The 15,675-nt window shown below is 52.2% G+C and carries 13 protein-coding genes; 12 read left to right on the forward strand and 1 reads right to left on the reverse strand.

Annotated elements, in window-relative coordinates; genetic code table 11:
- Positions 1–7 precede the first annotated feature (7 nt).
- Positions 8–949, forward strand: a complete 942-nt coding sequence (gene mdh, locus MKY59_RS09150; protein WP_339277185.1) for a malate dehydrogenase — start codon at positions 8–10, stop codon at positions 947–949.
- Between the two features lie 132 nt (positions 950–1,081).
- Positions 1,082–1,507 (forward strand): hypothetical protein, encoded by a 426-nt coding sequence (locus MKY59_RS09155; RefSeq protein WP_236421199.1) that lies wholly within the window; start codon positions 1,082–1,084, stop codon positions 1,505–1,507.
- Between the two features lie 238 nt (positions 1,508–1,745).
- On the opposite strand, the gene MKY59_RS09160 is transcribed toward MKY59_RS09155, so the two are convergent.
- Positions 1,746–3,308: a histidine kinase N-terminal 7TM domain-containing protein gene (locus tag MKY59_RS09160; RefSeq protein WP_339277187.1), complete on the reverse strand. Its 1,563-nt coding sequence runs from the start codon at positions 3,306–3,308 to the stop codon at positions 1,746–1,748.
- 361 nt (positions 3,309–3,669) lie between these two features.
- Between MKY59_RS09160 and MKY59_RS09165 the strand changes: the two genes are divergently transcribed.
- From MKY59_RS09165 to MKY59_RS09210, 10 genes are all read left to right on the forward strand, one after another.
- Entirely contained in the window at positions 3,670–4,539 is an 870-nt protein-coding gene (locus MKY59_RS09165) for an SDR family oxidoreductase (RefSeq protein WP_236421201.1), read from the forward strand.
- 231 nt (positions 4,540–4,770) lie between these two features.
- Positions 4,771–5,136: a cupin domain-containing protein gene (locus tag MKY59_RS09170; RefSeq protein ID WP_236421202.1), complete on the forward strand. Its 366-nt coding sequence runs from the start codon at positions 4,771–4,773 to the stop codon at positions 5,134–5,136.
- Between the two features lie 24 nt (positions 5,137–5,160).
- Positions 5,161–6,990 carry an ATP-binding protein gene (locus MKY59_RS09175; RefSeq protein ID WP_236421203.1) on the forward strand — a complete coding sequence of 610 codons (1,830 nt, stop codon included), beginning with the start codon at positions 5,161–5,163 and terminating at the stop codon, positions 6,988–6,990.
- A 118-nt stretch (positions 6,991–7,108) separates the two neighbouring features.
- Entirely contained in the window at positions 7,109–7,837 is a 729-nt protein-coding gene (locus MKY59_RS09180) for a response regulator transcription factor (protein ID WP_236421204.1), read from the forward strand.
- 164 nt (positions 7,838–8,001) lie between these two features.
- Positions 8,002–9,204 (forward strand): methyl-accepting chemotaxis protein, encoded by a 1,203-nt coding sequence (locus MKY59_RS09185; protein WP_339277190.1) that lies wholly within the window; start codon positions 8,002–8,004, stop codon positions 9,202–9,204.
- Between the two features lie 214 nt (positions 9,205–9,418).
- A complete protein-coding gene (gene pstB, locus MKY59_RS09190) occupies positions 9,419–10,174 on the forward strand; it encodes a phosphate ABC transporter ATP-binding protein PstB (protein WP_236421206.1) in 756 nt (251 codons plus the stop codon).
- Positions 10,175–10,229: 55 nt separating this feature from the next.
- Positions 10,230–10,889 (forward strand): phosphate signaling complex protein PhoU, encoded by a 660-nt coding sequence (gene phoU, locus MKY59_RS09195; RefSeq protein WP_236421207.1) that lies wholly within the window; start codon positions 10,230–10,232, stop codon positions 10,887–10,889.
- Between the two features lie 256 nt (positions 10,890–11,145).
- Entirely contained in the window at positions 11,146–13,800 is a 2,655-nt protein-coding gene (gene polA, locus MKY59_RS09200; RefSeq protein WP_339277191.1) for a DNA polymerase I, read from the forward strand.
- A gap of 115 nt (positions 13,801–13,915) precedes the next feature.
- The gene (gene mutM / locus MKY59_RS09205; protein WP_236421209.1) at positions 13,916–14,746 is read left to right on the forward strand and encodes a DNA-formamidopyrimidine glycosylase; all 831 of its coding nucleotides are present in this window, start codon (positions 13,916–13,918) and stop codon (positions 14,744–14,746) included.
- A gap of 145 nt (positions 14,747–14,891) precedes the next feature.
- Positions 14,892–15,671, forward strand: a complete 780-nt coding sequence (locus tag MKY59_RS09210; RefSeq protein ID WP_339277193.1) for an MntP/YtaF family protein — start codon at positions 14,892–14,894, stop codon at positions 15,669–15,671.
- The last annotated feature ends 4 nt before the right edge of the window (positions 15,672–15,675 follow it).

A 15,675-nucleotide genomic window follows, 5' to 3' on the forward strand; every position in this document is an offset into this window, starting at 1 on the left:
GATCACGTTGACGATCCAGCGCAAAAAAATCACCGTTGTCGGCGCCGGGTTTACCGGAGCCACGACCGCTCTGATGCTTGCCCAAAAAGAACTTGGGGACGTCGTACTGGTAGATATTCCGCAATTGGAGAACCCGACAAAAGGCAAAGCGCTTGACATGATGGAGGCGAGTCCGGTTCAAGGGTTTGACAGCAATATCATCGGTACTTCCAGCTATGAGGATGCTGCTGGTTCCGATATCGTCATCATCACGGCCGGCATTGCCCGCAAACCGGGCATGAGCCGCGATGATCTGGTCAACACGAATGCAGGCATCGTAAAGTCCGTTTGTGAAAATGTGAAGGTGCATTGCCCTGATTCCATTGTCATCATTTTGAGCAATCCGGTAGATGCGATGACCTACGCGGCGTACCAGACTTTAGGTTTCCCGAAAAACCGGGTTATCGGCCAATCCGGCGTGCTTGATACGGCCCGTTACTGCACATTTATCGCTCAGGAGCTGAATGTATCGGTAGAAGACGTTCGCGGTTTCGTCCTTGGCGGACATGGAGATGACATGGTGCCTCTGGTGAGATATTCCAGCGTCGGCGGCATTCCGATCGATACGTTGATTCCTGCGGACCGCATCGAAGCGATCGTTCAGCGCACGCGCGTGGGCGGCGGCGAAATCGTCAATCTGCTGGGCAACGGCAGCGCCTATTACGCCCCGGCAGCCTCTCTCGTGCAGATGGCCGAGGCGATTTTGAAGGATAAGAAACGAATAATTCCGGTTATTGCATACTTGGAAGGCGAGTACGGCTACAATGATTTGTTCTTGGGCGTACCAACCATCCTGGGCGGCGACGGCATTGAAAAGGTGTTTGAACTGGAGTTGACGGAAGACGAGAAAGCGGCTTTGGACAAATCCGCCGAAGCTGTTCGCAATGTCATTTCAGTCGTGAACCTTTAAATTTGAACATTTCCCAAACAGCAATCAAGAAACCTTCGGAGATTCCGGAGGTTTTCTTTTCTTTGGATAACTTCACCAGTATAATGGGATGTGATGAATAGCACACATTGCTTATTGAGGAGGATGAAGGGTTTGGGTATGGTGATGTATTTGCTCCATATTGTCGGAGCGCTGTCTATGGGGTTCTATTTAATCTTGCCGTTTGTGGTTGGTAAAATTCGCACGCTGAGCTCTGCTGCGCAGGAGGGAACGTTCACAACGCTCCGTTCGCTGAACAAAGTGGCTCAATATGGTCTGATCATTCAACTGCTTACCGGGGGTTACCTCATGACCAAAGGGGAGTACTCCCATCTATGGATGACCATTGTTGTTCTTTTGCTGCTGGCCATTGCGGCGATCGGTGGCATTATGGGCAAACCGCTGCGACTCGCGGCAGAAGGCGCGAGGAGCAATCAGGATGTCCGTTCGTACCAGAGCAAAATCAGTACATTCAGCGCATTGCTGGCCGTATTTTTGCTCGTCATGGTTTATCTGATGGTAAACCCCGGCGTGATCTAAGCCGTCTTACGGCTTGAGGAATGTAGGATTCGAGCGAAGATTGAAGCGTTTGCATCATGCTGGTAAGTCAGGGCCAGGACAAGCTGTCCTGCTCAAAAGTGGATTTCAAAAGGAAACGCAAAAAAACAAGACAGCCTTTAGTCTGTCTTGTTTTTTTGCGTTGTTCGGACAGTGCTCAGCATCCTGGAGATCATAACGACAGGCTGTTGTCCACCCTTATTCCGAATTCATCGTTCTTTCAGGCAGGGTTTGCCGTAAAAGCAAAGACGGTGTTCCGTCCGTTCCGTTTGGATTGATATAACGCATGATCGGCATCACGCAGCAGCGATTCCAGCGAATCCGATGGATTCTGGCAGGACGTGATGCCGAAGCTGGACGTAATGGTGATGTTTGTCCCATCCCACTCCATAGGGTGTTCCAGCAAAGCCATGCGCAGTTGTTCGGCCAGTTGTTTGCCTTCCGCCAGCGTCATCTCGGGGAGGGCAATGACAAATTCTTCGCCGCCGTAACGCGCAAACAGCATATCCTGTCCGAGGTAACGGTTGCAGATTGAAACGACGTGCACGATCGCTTTGTCGCCTGTCTCATGTCCGTAGGTGTCGTTGATCCGTTTAAAATGATCGATATCGAACAAAATCAAGGATAGGGGCTGCCCATTCGCTAAAGCGTTCGTGAGCAATTTTCGCGCATGATGCAGAAATTGGGTTCGATTGTATATTTTGGTCAACCCGTCGAAATAGGCAAGCTGCTTTAGCTGTTCCTGCAAAAAGCGCTGTTCGGTGATGTCAATGAGCATGATGAGGCTTCCCACGGTCTGACCGCCCTTATTGTGGACATAAGACGTACGGACCTGATAACAGACCGTTTGACCGTGCAGTTGCCAATACAAGTCTTGGTGCAGCCCCTCTTTGTCATTACCGAGTGGGAAAGGGTTCCCAGACAGGTTGATCCAAATGTCATCCATTTTCTGACCGATCATGCCCATGTCGAGCTCAGGCAGCATAAGCTGCAAGGCTTTGTTGTAATCGACCAGCCGATTGGAGCTATCCAGCACGATAACGCCCTCTCGCATGCTTTCGAAGATGCTGTCTTTGGCGATCGGCACGATCGTCAGGAGACGGGATGACAGGATCGCCCAGATATACATGGCAGATGTAATACACATCAGAACGGGCACAGGGTCCATGCCGCCGGGAGTCAGCCCGAGCAAGTACACAAAAGCCCCGACCATCGGGATCAATTGGGAAGTAATCAGCGTAAACAGCTGCCGGCGATACGTTTCTTTGGTGTGTCTCCATTGGGCAATCAGGATGAGGCAGGCGCACAGCAGGCAGGAAAAGGTGAAGGCGCCGTGAACGACATACCATTGTCCCGCGGCGATTTCCATGACGGGCACGGTGCTGTTTTCACGCAGCCACACTTTTTTGTAAAACAGATGATGAACATCGTTCGTGGCCACCATAATCAACGTTACGGAAGGGATTACGAACAATGCGGTTGTCATTTTGCGGGACAGGAACCTGCCCGTATATTGAATCATGAGCAGCAGGCCGAGGGAGGCCGAGAAAGGCATGCCCATATATTCCACGACCGTCCAAAATTTCATCTGTTCCAGCGTATTGCTGGCCAGTCCGATGGCGTAACCAAAGGCGTAGACCGATAGTGCCGCCGTGTAGAGAATAAACGTTTTTGCGCTGGGAATCTCCGCTCTGCGAAAATAGGTATACAGGCACAAAAACACGTTAAGGACAGCAGAAGTTGTTACCAGGGTTATATAAGCATTAATGTGCGATTCTTCCATGTTCACTTCCCCTGTTCTTCGATCAGTGTTTTAAGAAGCCTTATGAATAAGCTTTGGACAGCCATGCATACAGCCATGCATAATGTACATTGTACATCAGCCCATCCGGCTTGTGGAATACAAATCGTGACTTAAGCTTTCTTTTTTGGATCGAAATGTGTATATTTCGACTCGCTTTCGATGTAAACCCCGCGGGAGGTTGTTATTTGTCGTTTAATTCATGAGCAGAGTGGTAATAAAATGATGAGCCGACAGGCTATTTGATTGGTGAAATGGACCTTGGAAAGGAATAATATGCAGGGTTCATGCCATCCTACACATGGAGACGTGCAAGAACACCATTTTGAAGGGAGAATGCGAGATGTCAACGACAACCCCATCCAAACAAACGCTGCCGCCACAGCATCAAAATCAGCAGCCAGGCATTGAATCGAAAATGAATCCCAAACCGGAATTCGAGAAGACGAAATATAAGGCGGCCGATAAACTGCTGGACAAGGTAGCTTTAATTACCGGAGGAGACAGCGGCATTGGACGTGCAGTGGCCGTCACTTATGCGAAGGAAGGCGCCGATGTTGCCATCGTGTACCTGAATGAGCATCAGGATGCCGAGGAGACGAAACGCCAGGTGGAGCAGGAAGGACGCAAATGCATTCTGATTGCCGGCGATATCGGCGATGTGTCCTTTGCCAAAAAAGCGGTGGAACAGACGGTCAAGGAACTGGGCAAGCTGGACATCGTTGTGAATAACGCGGCCGAACAGCACCCGCAGCAAAACATTGAAGACATTACGCCGGAACAGCTGGAGCGGACGTTTCGCACCAATATTTTCGGCATGTTTTATTTGACGCAGGCGGCGATGCCGCACTTGAAAAAAGGCAGCTCGATCATTAACACGACATCGATTACGGCCTATCGGGGCAACCCGACGCTCATCGACTACTCCTCGACCAAAGGGGCCATCACTTCGTTCACGCGGTCATTGTCCATGAATGTGGTGGAGAAAGGGATTCGGGTAAATGCGGTAGCACCAGGTCCGATCTGGACACCGTTGATTCCGTCCACGTTCGATGCGCAAAAAGTCAGCGAATTTGGATCGACGCAGCCGATGAAGAGACCGGGCCAGCCGGAAGAGCTCGCTCCTGCTTATGTTTATCTTGCTTCAGACGATTCTTCATACGTCAGCGGGCAAGTCATGCATATTAATGGCGGCGAAGTCGTGAATGGATAGAAACAAGGGTATGATGAAGACGCACTGTGCCGGCTTGTCGGGCAGTGCGTTTTTTATTTTGAACAGGATGAAGGCGTGATCGAACAAAAATAGTTATTTCCTATTTTACATAATCAGCGATTTTAACGGACTTGTACATGATATAGTTGAATTGATCTGTACTCGTATGAATCCGAACAAGCCCTGTGATATGATGTAGTGAACGTTCTATACATACAGGGGGGAACAACGTTGAAAATCAGCAAACAGTATGCGCCGCATTATATCTGGGGAACGAATTGCGATGGATGGCACCTTATGAAGCATGAGGGATTAAGCATCATTCATGAACGGATGCCTGCCCATACGGCGGAGGTTCGCCATGTTCATAACATCAGCCGCCAATTTTTCTTTGTGCTGAGCGGAGAAGCCTGCATGGAGCTTGATGGTGAAGACATGATCCTGGAGGCACAGGAAGGCATTGAAATCCCGCCGGGCAAGCCTCATCAAATGCAGAATCGAAGCAGCGAAGACGTGGAATTTCTGGTTATTTCCATGCCGGGCACGCGGGGGGACCGCATCGAACTCGCTGCTGACCAGACGGATTCATTGAATTGATTATATAACCAAAGGAAGAGATCCATGAGAACGTTTCGCAACCGGCTTTCCATCATCATGATGGCCCTCATCGGCGTGTCCGTCATCGTGGCGGGAATCACGATGGGCAGAGTATTCAAAACAACGCATATCGAAGTATTGGAGCAAACGATGATTCGCGAGATCAATTTGCTCAAAGCCACGTTTCCTTTTCATGATGCAACCGATCCTTCATCGCTCGCCACCCAAAAGTACTACTCGGAAAGGGCGTCGGAGCTGGAACGTCTGACGGATTCCCGCGTCACGTTTATCAATAAGGATGGCGTTGTGATCGGCGATTCGGAAAGTGATCCGGGGACGATGGATAACCACTTAAACCGGGAAGAAATCAAGGGAGCCGCAGAAACGGGATACGGGAGGTCCATTCGATACAGCGAAACATTGGGCGAAGACATGCTGTATGTGGCGTTACCCGTGAATTCCGCGCAAAGCGACATGATCGAAATGCCGAACGGCAAATTCGACGGATTCATTCGCTTGTCCATGAGCCTTGAGGCTGTCAATCAGGGACTGCAGCGGGGATGGATCATCATGTTCATTGCTTTGGGCGTGTTGTTCGTCGTTGTTGCGCTGGTCAGCTATCGGGTAGCTCGTGGGCTGACGTCCCCGATTGAGCATATTACCAAGGTGGCCCATCGGATCAGCAAGCTGGACTACGATGCGAGAGTTAAAGTAACCCGCCGGGACGAGATTGGCCAGCTTGGTTTGGCCATTAACGGCATGGCCGACAGCCTGCAAACGCAGCTGAAAACGATCCGGGATAACGAGGCGCTGCTGCAAAGCGTCCTGGCTAACATGACCGGGGGCATCATTATGATCGATGCAGGCCAGTCGATAGCGCTTGTGAATCGCGAAGCAGAGCGCATGCTCGGCATTCAGGCCGCGCGCGTGACGGGCAAACCTTATACGGAGCTCAAGCGGCATTACGAGCTGACTCACACGATCGAGGAAAGCGTTGAACTGCGCGAACGGATGTCGGAGGAAGTGAGCATTTATAATCCTGAACAGCATTTGCTGCGCATCGACGGGGTGACGATGTCCGAAAATGACGGGGGATACCGCGGCATGCTTTTCCTGCTGCAGGACGTTACCGCCATCCGGCGGCTGGAAAAAATGCGGAGCGAATTCGTGGCCAACGTCTCGCATGAGCTGAAAACGCCTGTCGCCGCGGTGAAAGGATTTGCAGAAACGCTGCTAAGCGGCGGGGTTCAGGACAAGGAGACGGAACGTTCCTTTTTGCAGATCATTTACGATGAAGGAGACCGGTTGAACCGTTTGATCGGAGACATTCTCGAGTTGTCCAAAATCGAATCCAAGCGGGCTCCGCTGGAGTGTTCTCCGGTCCATGTCCATTCCTTCTTGGAGATGGTGCTGGAAACCTTGTCGAAGGTGGCCGAGAAAAAGCAGATCCGTTTGCAGATGATTGTACCCGAGGAATTGTACATCGAAGCCGACGAAGACAAGATGAAACAGATTTTCATCAATCTGCTGTCCAATGGCATCAACTACACGCCTGAGGGCGGACGGGTCAAAGTACAGGTTACCGTTGAAAACGACGGGGAGCGGGAAGAAGTCGTCTTTGCGGTGTCCGATACGGGGATCGGCATCCCCAAAAAGGATTTGCCGCGCATTTTCGAACGGTTTTACCGGGTCGATAAAGGACGTTCCCGCAATTCGGGCGGCACGGGCCTTGGTTTGTCCATCGTTAAACATCTCGTGGAATTGCATCATGGCAAACTGTCCGTAGAGAGCGAGCTTGGCATGGGATCCACGTTCCGTGTCATCCTTCCATTAATTCAGGAAGAAACGGTGTAGCTCGTTTGGAAGCGAAATGTAAAAAGGATGTGCTCACTTTACACAGCGTTAACAAAAGGGTGCTATGATTAAAAAAGTGTTGTGGCAACAGACAACCTATAAGGAGAGAAGGGGTATCATGGCACAGCGTTTGCTCGTCATCGAAGACGAACCTACATTATCAAGATTGCTTACGTACAACCTGACGCAGGAAGGTTATGACGTGACGGCCGAAGATCACGGCTCGGCGGGATATGACCGCGCGGTATCGCAGGAATTCGATCTGATTTTGCTTGATTTGATGCTGCCGGGAATGAATGGCCTGGACATCCTGAACAAGCTCAGATCCCAAGGCGTAACCACGCCGGTGATCATTTTGACGGCCAAGAACGGAGAAGCGGAAGTCGTGCAAGGGTTGAAATCCGGCGCAGACGACTACATCACGAAGCCGTTCGGGGTTTCCGAACTGCTTGCCAGGGTGGACGCCGTACTCCGCAGATCTTCAAGCGGCGAGGACTTGCCGCAGCAGGAGGATAAAGACGGGTCGCGCATCGTGCTCGGCGAGTTGGAAATCTACCCTTTAAAATACGAGGTAACGCTGGGCGGCCAATCCATCAGCTTGCGTCCCAAAGAATTCGAAGTATTGCTCTATCTGGCGAAAAAGCCGGGCGTGGTGCTTACCCGCGACGATTTGATGAATGCAGTCTGGGGCTTCGATTATATCGGCGGGCAGCGGACGGTCGACGTTCACGTCAGTTCATTGCGCAAAAAACTCGAGCTCGATCCCGAATCGGTGCATATCGATTCCATTCGTGGCGTGGGCTATAAATTGGTTGTCAAAAGAAAAACTCCCCATCATTCGAGCTGACAATGATTGGGGAGTTTTATTTTGTCACAATATTTTTACGTTCCATTCACAAAAAGAAAAAGCTTCCTTTACTCAGAAGGGGTAGCATGATACTGTCTGAGTAATACTTAGGTCCTATTAATAGACTTATGAAGCAGCTCATACGTAAAGGAGATTGAGCATTTATGCCTATGTTGCTTGAAGCGAGGCCTGAGCAAGCCGAGGATGCAGCGCTTGTGCGGGAATCTGTAACCGCAAGTGCCGATGTTGTTGCCGACGTTCCGAAGGAACAGCCGGAATCCGGCCCGAAGAAGCGCTTGTTGATCCGGGACTATTGCCGTCAAGTCCCTATAGTCGGAATACATACCACCTGCGGCGAAGCAGCTAACATGTTGAACCATGACAAGGACAATCCCTGCATTCTATTGTGCGACGACCTTATGCAGCCTGTAGGCATGGTGATGAGAGAAACGTTATATCGCCTATTGAACGGCCGTTTTGCCGCCGATCTGTTCTACGACAAACCGCTGATGAAAGTAGCCGATTCTTCTCCTGTCATCGTCGATGTGCATGCCGATGCCAAACACATGATCGATATTGCGCTTTCGCGCACGGAGCAGCATTTCTACGACTGCCTGATCGTCACCGAAGAAGACCGATTGGTCGGCGTGTTGACGGTGAGGGACGTGATGACCCTCTCCCGAAACTTGCAGCACGAGGCCAGCGAAGAACGAACGGCCACGATCACGGAGAGCCGGCAGGAAATGTCCCGGATTCACGAATCGATTACCGGACTTGTTCTAGGCGCCAGCCAGACCCAGAAGGAAGCTAAACGGATCCTCTCGTTGTCGGAGCAAGGGGAGCAGAGCCTGATGAAGGTCGAAGCTTCCTATCAGCGGGTGAATCGGCACATGCTAGCACAGCGTGAACATGCCGAAGATATGCTGGCATCGATTGAGACAGGCTCCAGCATGGCCGGATCGATCCGGTCGCTGGCAGACCAAAGCGGGCTTCTGGCGATGAATGCTTCGATTGAAGCGGCGCATGCCGGGGAATACGGACGCGGTTTCCAAGTGGTCGCCAGTGAAATCCGGGCTTTGGCCAAGCAAACCCGCGAGGTGGCGCAGAACATGTCGGGATTGCTTGAAGGCATCGGCGAATTGACCCGGCAGACCGTTGAGCTGGTGCGCGCAAGCGCGGCCGAGATCGAGGGCAGCTTGGGCCATGTTACGGAAGGGGAGACCGCTTTCAGGGAATTGAACAACGCGGTGGCGGGAATGTCCCGGATTGCGGAAGAGATCGGCGAGGAAGGCAAGCGGTCGGGAGAAGTCGCGGATTATATCCGAAGCAAATTAAATGACATGGTTTCCGGGAATACCCCGGCCTAGCCTGCTCAGGCATCGTTTCGCATCATGATGGCGCAGCATCATGGTCGTGAAAGGATGTCTTTTTACATTCCGTTAACATGAAAATGATACTGGTTTTACAATCAAAAGGTAGGATGTTAAAGATGGCCGGACATGTTGGATTGGCATTAATGGGCCCGGTCTCAACGTAAGGGACAGCAGCTTTGCCCCTGAAACGAAGGAGAAGTGAACATCCATGAAGGATCTCATTCATATCGAAGGACTGAACCTGTACTATGATACGCATCACGCGCTTAAAAATATATCGATGGATTTGCCGGAGCGGACCGTCACCGCATTCATCGGGCCGTCAGGCTGCGGCAAATCCACATTGCTGCGCACGCTGAATCGCATGAACGACATGATTCCAGGCGTGCGCGTGGAAGGACAAGTGCTGCTGGACGGATCGGATATCTACGGCAACGAGATTGAAGTGGAGACGCTGCGTAAACGTGTGGGCATGGTCTTTCAGCAACCGAACCCTTTCCCGAAATCCATTTATGACAATGTCGCTTACGGACCTCGGCTTCATGGGGTCACGCAAAAGGCGGAGCTGGATCAGATCGTGGAACAAAGCCTTGCTCACGCAGCCCTGTGGGACGAAGTGAAGGACGTGCTTAAAAAGTCCGCGCTCAGTCTGTCGGGCGGGCAGCAGCAGCGTCTCTGCATAGCGCGCGCGCTTGCCGTGCAGCCGGACGTGCTGCTGATGGACGAGGCGACTTCGGCGCTGGATCCGATTTCCACGCTGAAGATCGAGGAGTTGGTCAAAGAGCTGCACACCAAATTCACGATCGTCATGGTCACGCACAACATGCATCAGGCCGCGCGCGTGTCCGGACGCACGGTGTTCTTCCTGAATGGCGAAGTCGTTGAGGCTGCGGATACGGAGACGCTGTTCTCCACGCCGCAGGACTCCCGGACCGAGGATTATATATCCGGAAGGTTCGGTTAAGAAAACAATGGATCCCGGCTATGCCGGAGATGATGGACAAGGGGGCAATCTAACCATGATTCGCAGAAAAGAATTCGACCAGGAGCTTGAAGAACTGCGCGTACTGCTTCGGCAAATGGGTGAGCATGTCGGATCGGCACTGGACGGTGCTATTGAAAGTTTGCAAACGATGGATGCAGAAAAAGCGCAGGTCATCATCAAAAACGATGCGAATTTGAATGCCCTTGAAGACAAAATTATGGAGCTCGGCTCCAAGCTGATCATTACGCAGCAACCTGTGGCGAAAGATTTGCGCCGTATTATCGTGGCCTTCAAAATTTCGAGCGATCTGGAACGCATGGGCGATCTCGCGCTGGATATTGCCAAAGTTACGCTCCGCATGGAAGGACAGACATTGATCAAACCGCTGGTGGATATTCCGCGCATGGCTGAAATCGTGAAAGGTATGATCGACGAGTCCATTGAGTCGTTTCTGAAGGAAAATACCGATCTGGCCTACAAAATGGCGCAGACGGATGATCAGGTGGACCAGCTTTACAGCAGCATGATTCGCGATCTGTACGAATTCACGACAGATCATCCGAACCATGGTTCGCAGGCTATGCTGCTCATGATGGTTGGACGTTACATCGAACGGATTGGCGATCACGCAACCAACATTGGCGAGAGCACGGTATATCTGGTCACGGGCAAACGCCCGGATTTGAATCAATAAGTCGATGAACGAATTGGAATTGGGGAATCGTTTCATCGCATCGCAATTGTATCGGTAATAAGTGATCTTCGCGAAACAAAGAGGGACTTTCTTCCGGTGGCCTGCACGACAGGCGACAGGGAGAGGGTTCTTTTTTTGCAAATATGGAATGTGGCGCGAAAAAGATGCGGAATCTTTTTTGTTGTGGAAGTGGTGTATGTTATCATGGAGAAAGATGAAAATTGCTGGGTTTGACCCTGATACGCGAGGTGCTGGAATGGACAAGTTGATTCTTATAGATGGAAATAGCATTATATATCGGGCGTTTTTCGCGATGCCGCCGCTGACCAATTCCAAGGGCTTGCATACCAATGCGGTATACGGTTTCACCACGATGCTGCTGCGGTTGCTGGAAGAGCATAAACCGACCCACATGATGGTGGCATTCGATGCGGGCAAGATTACGTTCCGCCATGAGGGATATCAGGAATACAAAGGCGGACGCGAAAAAACGCCGCCGGAGCTGTCGGAGCAATTTCCGGCCCTGAAGGAGCTGCTGCAAGGATTGGGCATCCCTCAATTTGAGATTGAGGGTTATGAGGCCGACGACATCATCGGCACGTTAACCAAACGCGCGGACGACGCGGGCAAACAAGTGCTCGTCGTTACCGGAGACAAAGACATGCTGCAGCTCGCTTCCGAGAACGTAAACATCGCGCTTACGCGCAAAGGCGTCACCGAGATCGAATTGTACGACCCTGCCCAGATTCGGGAGCGCTACGGATTGACGCCGCTGCAAATCATCGATCTCAAAGGGCTGATGGGCGATGCTTCCGATAACATTCCGGGCATTCCGGGCGTAGGGGAGAAGACGGCGCTGAAGCTGCTTCACCAGTTCGGTTCGGTCGAGGAAGTGCTGGCCGGAACGGGCGAACTCAAAGGGAAAATGAAAGAAAAGATCGAGGCTCATGCGGAGGATGCGCGGATGAGCAAACGGCTCGCGACCATTTACCGCGAGGTTCCGCTCGAGAAGACGTGGGAAGAGATGCAATTTGACGGCCTGAAGGAAGAGCAGGCCGGTCCGGCTCTCGCGAAGCTTGAATTCAAATCGCTGCTGGAGCGCTTGTCCTTTAGCGGAACGGCAGGCTCGGCGCAGGAGCAGGTTCCTGCCGTAGAAATTGAAGCCATCATTGCAACCGAAGATACGATAGGCCAGCGTTTTGCGGAGATGGAGACGATCGACATTTTGCATGTCGAAACGCATGGCGACAATCCCCATGTGGCCGAATTGATCGGCATGGCCGTCGGTTCGGGTTCGGCGTATGTCTTTTTGTCCCCGGAGCTGCTTCGCTCTCAGGCAGCTGCTCCGGTGAGGGAATGGCTGGCCAGCCCCGATCAGCCGAAGCGTGGATACGATCTTCACAAGGTGGATCTGGCATTGCACGCCCATGGCGTGGAATTTGCCGGAGCGGCTTTTGACGTGCAGCTCGCCGCTTATTTGCTGGATCCGACGGAAGCCAATCAGACGCTGAGCGGCTTGACGGCGAAATATGGTCTCCCTTCCCTGGCTGAGGATGAGGCCGTTATGGGCAAGGGTGCCAAGTATAAGGTACCGGAGACGGAGATTCTGGCCGACTTTGTATGTCGTAAAGCCGCGGCAGCGGCAGCCATCGTTCCGCTTCAGGAGCAGGCGCTGGAAAAGGATGAAATGAACGCCCTGTTCCATGAGATGGAGATGCCGTTGTCGCGCATATTGGCCGACATGGAAAAGCAAGGCATCAAGGCTAACGTTGCCGATTTGCAGGCTTTGGGCCGCGAGTTCGAGGAGCAGATCGCCAAGCTGATGGCTGACATTTACCGATTGGCCGGTACTGAATTCAACCTGAATTCGCCGAAACAGCTGGGTGAAATTTTGTTCGATAAATTGGGCTTGCCTGTCGTGAAAAAAACGAAGACCGGTTATTCCACCGATGCCGAGGTGCTCGAAAAGCTGGCGCCGTACAACGATGTGGTGCAATTGATTTTGCAATACCGCCAATTGGCCAAGCTGCAGTCCACGTACGTGGAAGGCTTGCTCAAGGAAATTTCGGAGAAGGACGGCAAGGTGCACACGTATTACCGGCAAACGATTGCGGCAACCGGGCGCCTCAGCAGCCAGTTCCCGAATTTGCAGAACATTCCGATCCGCATGGAGGAAGGCCGGAAAATCCGCAAGGTGTTTGTGCCGTCCGAGCCTGGATGGTCCATTCTGGCGGCGGATTACTCACAAATCGAGCTGCGGGTGCTGGCTCACATTTCGGACGACGAGCGCCTGAAGGAAGCATTCCTGCACGATATGGACATCCATACCAAGACGGCATCGGACGTTTTCGGCGTCAAACCGGAGGACGTGGACAGCAATATGCGCCGCTCTGCCAAAGCGGTCAACTTCGGTATCGTTTATGGGATCAGCGATTACGGACTCTCTCAAAACCTGAACATTACCCGCAAGGAAGCAGCGCAGTTCATCGACCAATATTTTGACGTGTTCCAGGGGGTGCGCCGTTATATGGACGATATCGTGAAGGAAGCGCGCCAGAACGGTTATGTCAAAACGCTCCTGGAACGCCGGCGTTATTTGCCGGAGATCAATGCGAGCAATTTCAACCTGCGTTCCTTTGCCGAACGCACGGCGATGAATACGCCGATCCAGGGTACGGCTGCGGACATCATCAAGCTGGCCATGGTTCAGATGGACGAAGCGCTTCGTACGCGTGATTTGAAGAGCCGTATGCTGCTTCAAGTACATGACGAGCTTGTGTTCGAAGTGCCGGCGGACGAACTGGAACAAATGAAGGAACTGGTGCCTGCGGTGATGGAACAAGCGCTGAAGCTGTCCGTGCCGCTTAAGGCGGAAGTCAGCTATGGAGACAACTGGTACGAGGCGAAATAGATTGGGTTTGCTTTGATTTCCGATATATGGAATTCCTTTTGCACAAGGTTTCGGCACAAGAAGGGTCCCGTTTCGCCTTTTCTTCCGTTATAATAGAGACGAGGTGAATAACACTATGCCGGAATTGCCGGAAGTCGAAACTGTCAAAAGAACGTTGAATCAATTGATCGTCGGCAAAACGATCGATCATGTTACCGTGAATCTGCCGCGAATCATTCAGCGGCCTGATGATATACATGCATTTGCTTTGGAACTTGCGGGGCATACCGTGGTCGGCGTGGAGCGCAGGGGCAAGTTTTTGCGGATTTTGCTGGACGGGCTTGTGCTGGTGTCCCATTTGCGCATGGAAGGGCGGTACGGCCTGTACAAGCAGCATGAAGAGGTGGAAAAACACACACACGTGATTTTCCATTTCACCGACGGCACGGAATTGCGCTACAAGGACGTGCGCCAGTTCGGTACGATGCACCTGTTTAAAGCAGGCGAAGAGCTTGTATCGAAACCGCTGCTGAAGCTGGGGCTCGAACCGCTCGATCCGGCGTTTACGTTGGATGCGTTCCGGGAAGCCGTTGGCAAACGGACAACGAAGATCAAGGCCGTTCTGCTAAATCAGGCATATGTCGTGGGCATCGGGAATATTTATGTGGACGAGGCCTTGTTCCGGGCGGGCATCCATCCCGAAACGATTGCCAGGACATTGAGCGAAGCCCAGCTCGCCAGATTGCATGAAGCGATTGTGGTGACGCTGCAGGATGCCGTCGATGCAGGCGGTTCCTCCATCAAATCGTACGTCAACGGACAAGGCGAGATGGGAATGTTTCAGCATCAGTTGAAAATTTACGGTCGCAAGTCCGAGCCGTGTACCGTATGCGGCACCTTGATTGAAAAAAGCGTGGTCGGCGGCAGGGGCACGCATTATTGTCCGACATGCCAGCCGTCAGAATAAGCTGAGCCAAGCGGCAGGATCAATGAAATCATCCCATCGTAGCACCCATGGACTCCTCTCTCCATATACTGATATGGCAGAAATAAGCGGGCGAATACCTACTTCCGGGTAGGTGGATGTGATCCGCACAGGGGAGGAATCCGGGGTGCTGCCTCATTTTATTTCGTTGTTCGTGCTGGCCTTCGCGGTGAGTCTGGATGGTTTTGGAGTCGGAATTACATATGGATTGCGCAGGACCAAGATCCCGCTCTTATCCATTGCCGTCATTTCGTTGTGTTCGGGATTGGTCATTGCCGTATCGATGCAGGTCGGCGTGCTATTATCCCGTTTTGTGTCTCCGGACGTGGCTTCCGTTGTCGGCGCGGTCATTCTGATCGGCATTGGCGGCTGGTCGCTCCTTCAGCTTGTACGAAAGAAGAGCAAAGATTCGGCCGAAGCCAACACTTCCATTGAACAGGAAGGGATGAGGGCGTCTTCGGGATATGGAACGGAGATCTATGGTGGAGAAGAACAGGTGACCAGAAGGCAAAGTCAGGTCATGGCACTGGAACTGGAGCAATCGGCTTCAGGCGGATCATTGGAACGTATGGTGTTTACGTTGGAACTGCGCAAGCTGGGCGTGGTGATCCAGATTTTGCGCAGTCCTTCCAAGGCGGATATCGACAATTCGGGCAGCATATCTGCCCAAGAAGCGATGTGGCTCGGCATAGCGTTGTCACTGGATGCTTTTGGTGCCGGACTCGGGGCAGCCTTGCTGGGGTTTCCGACGTTCTGGACCGCATTGGTGATTGCGCTGTTCAGCGGGGCGTTTCTCTCGCTCGGGATGAAGGTAGGATTGCGCTTTGCCGACCTGCGCTGGATGCAACGTTTGTCGGTGCTGCCTGCCATTTTGTTGGTGGCTATGGGAATAATGAAGCTGTTGTGAGGTG

The sequence above is a fragment of the Paenibacillus sp. FSL W8-0426 genome (assembly GCF_037969725.1).
Taxonomy (GTDB): domain Bacteria; phylum Bacillota; class Bacilli; order Paenibacillales; family Paenibacillaceae; genus Paenibacillus; species Paenibacillus hubeiensis.

Coding starts and splice junctions, on each gene's coding strand:
- MKY59_RS09165 (WP_236421201.1), top strand. CDS start 3,670: ATGTCAACGACAACCCCATCCAAACAAACGCTGCCGCCACAGCATCAA.
- MKY59_RS09185 (WP_339277190.1), top strand. CDS start 8,002: ATGCCTATGTTGCTTGAAGCGAGGCCTGAGCAAGCCGAGGATGCAGCG.
- MKY59_RS09175 (WP_236421203.1), top strand. CDS start 5,161: ATGAGAACGTTTCGCAACCGGCTTTCCATCATCATGATGGCCCTCATC.
- MKY59_RS09160 (WP_339277187.1), bottom strand. CDS start 3,308: ATGGAAGAATCGCACATTAATGCTTATATAACCCTGGTAACAACTTCT.
- pstB (WP_236421206.1), top strand. CDS start 9,419: ATGAAGGATCTCATTCATATCGAAGGACTGAACCTGTACTATGATACG.
- MKY59_RS09180 (WP_236421204.1), top strand. CDS start 7,109: ATGGCACAGCGTTTGCTCGTCATCGAAGACGAACCTACATTATCAAGA.
- phoU (WP_236421207.1), top strand. CDS start 10,230: ATGATTCGCAGAAAAGAATTCGACCAGGAGCTTGAAGAACTGCGCGTA.
- mutM (WP_236421209.1), top strand. CDS start 13,916: ATGCCGGAATTGCCGGAAGTCGAAACTGTCAAAAGAACGTTGAATCAA.
- polA (WP_339277191.1), top strand. CDS start 11,146: ATGGACAAGTTGATTCTTATAGATGGAAATAGCATTATATATCGGGCG.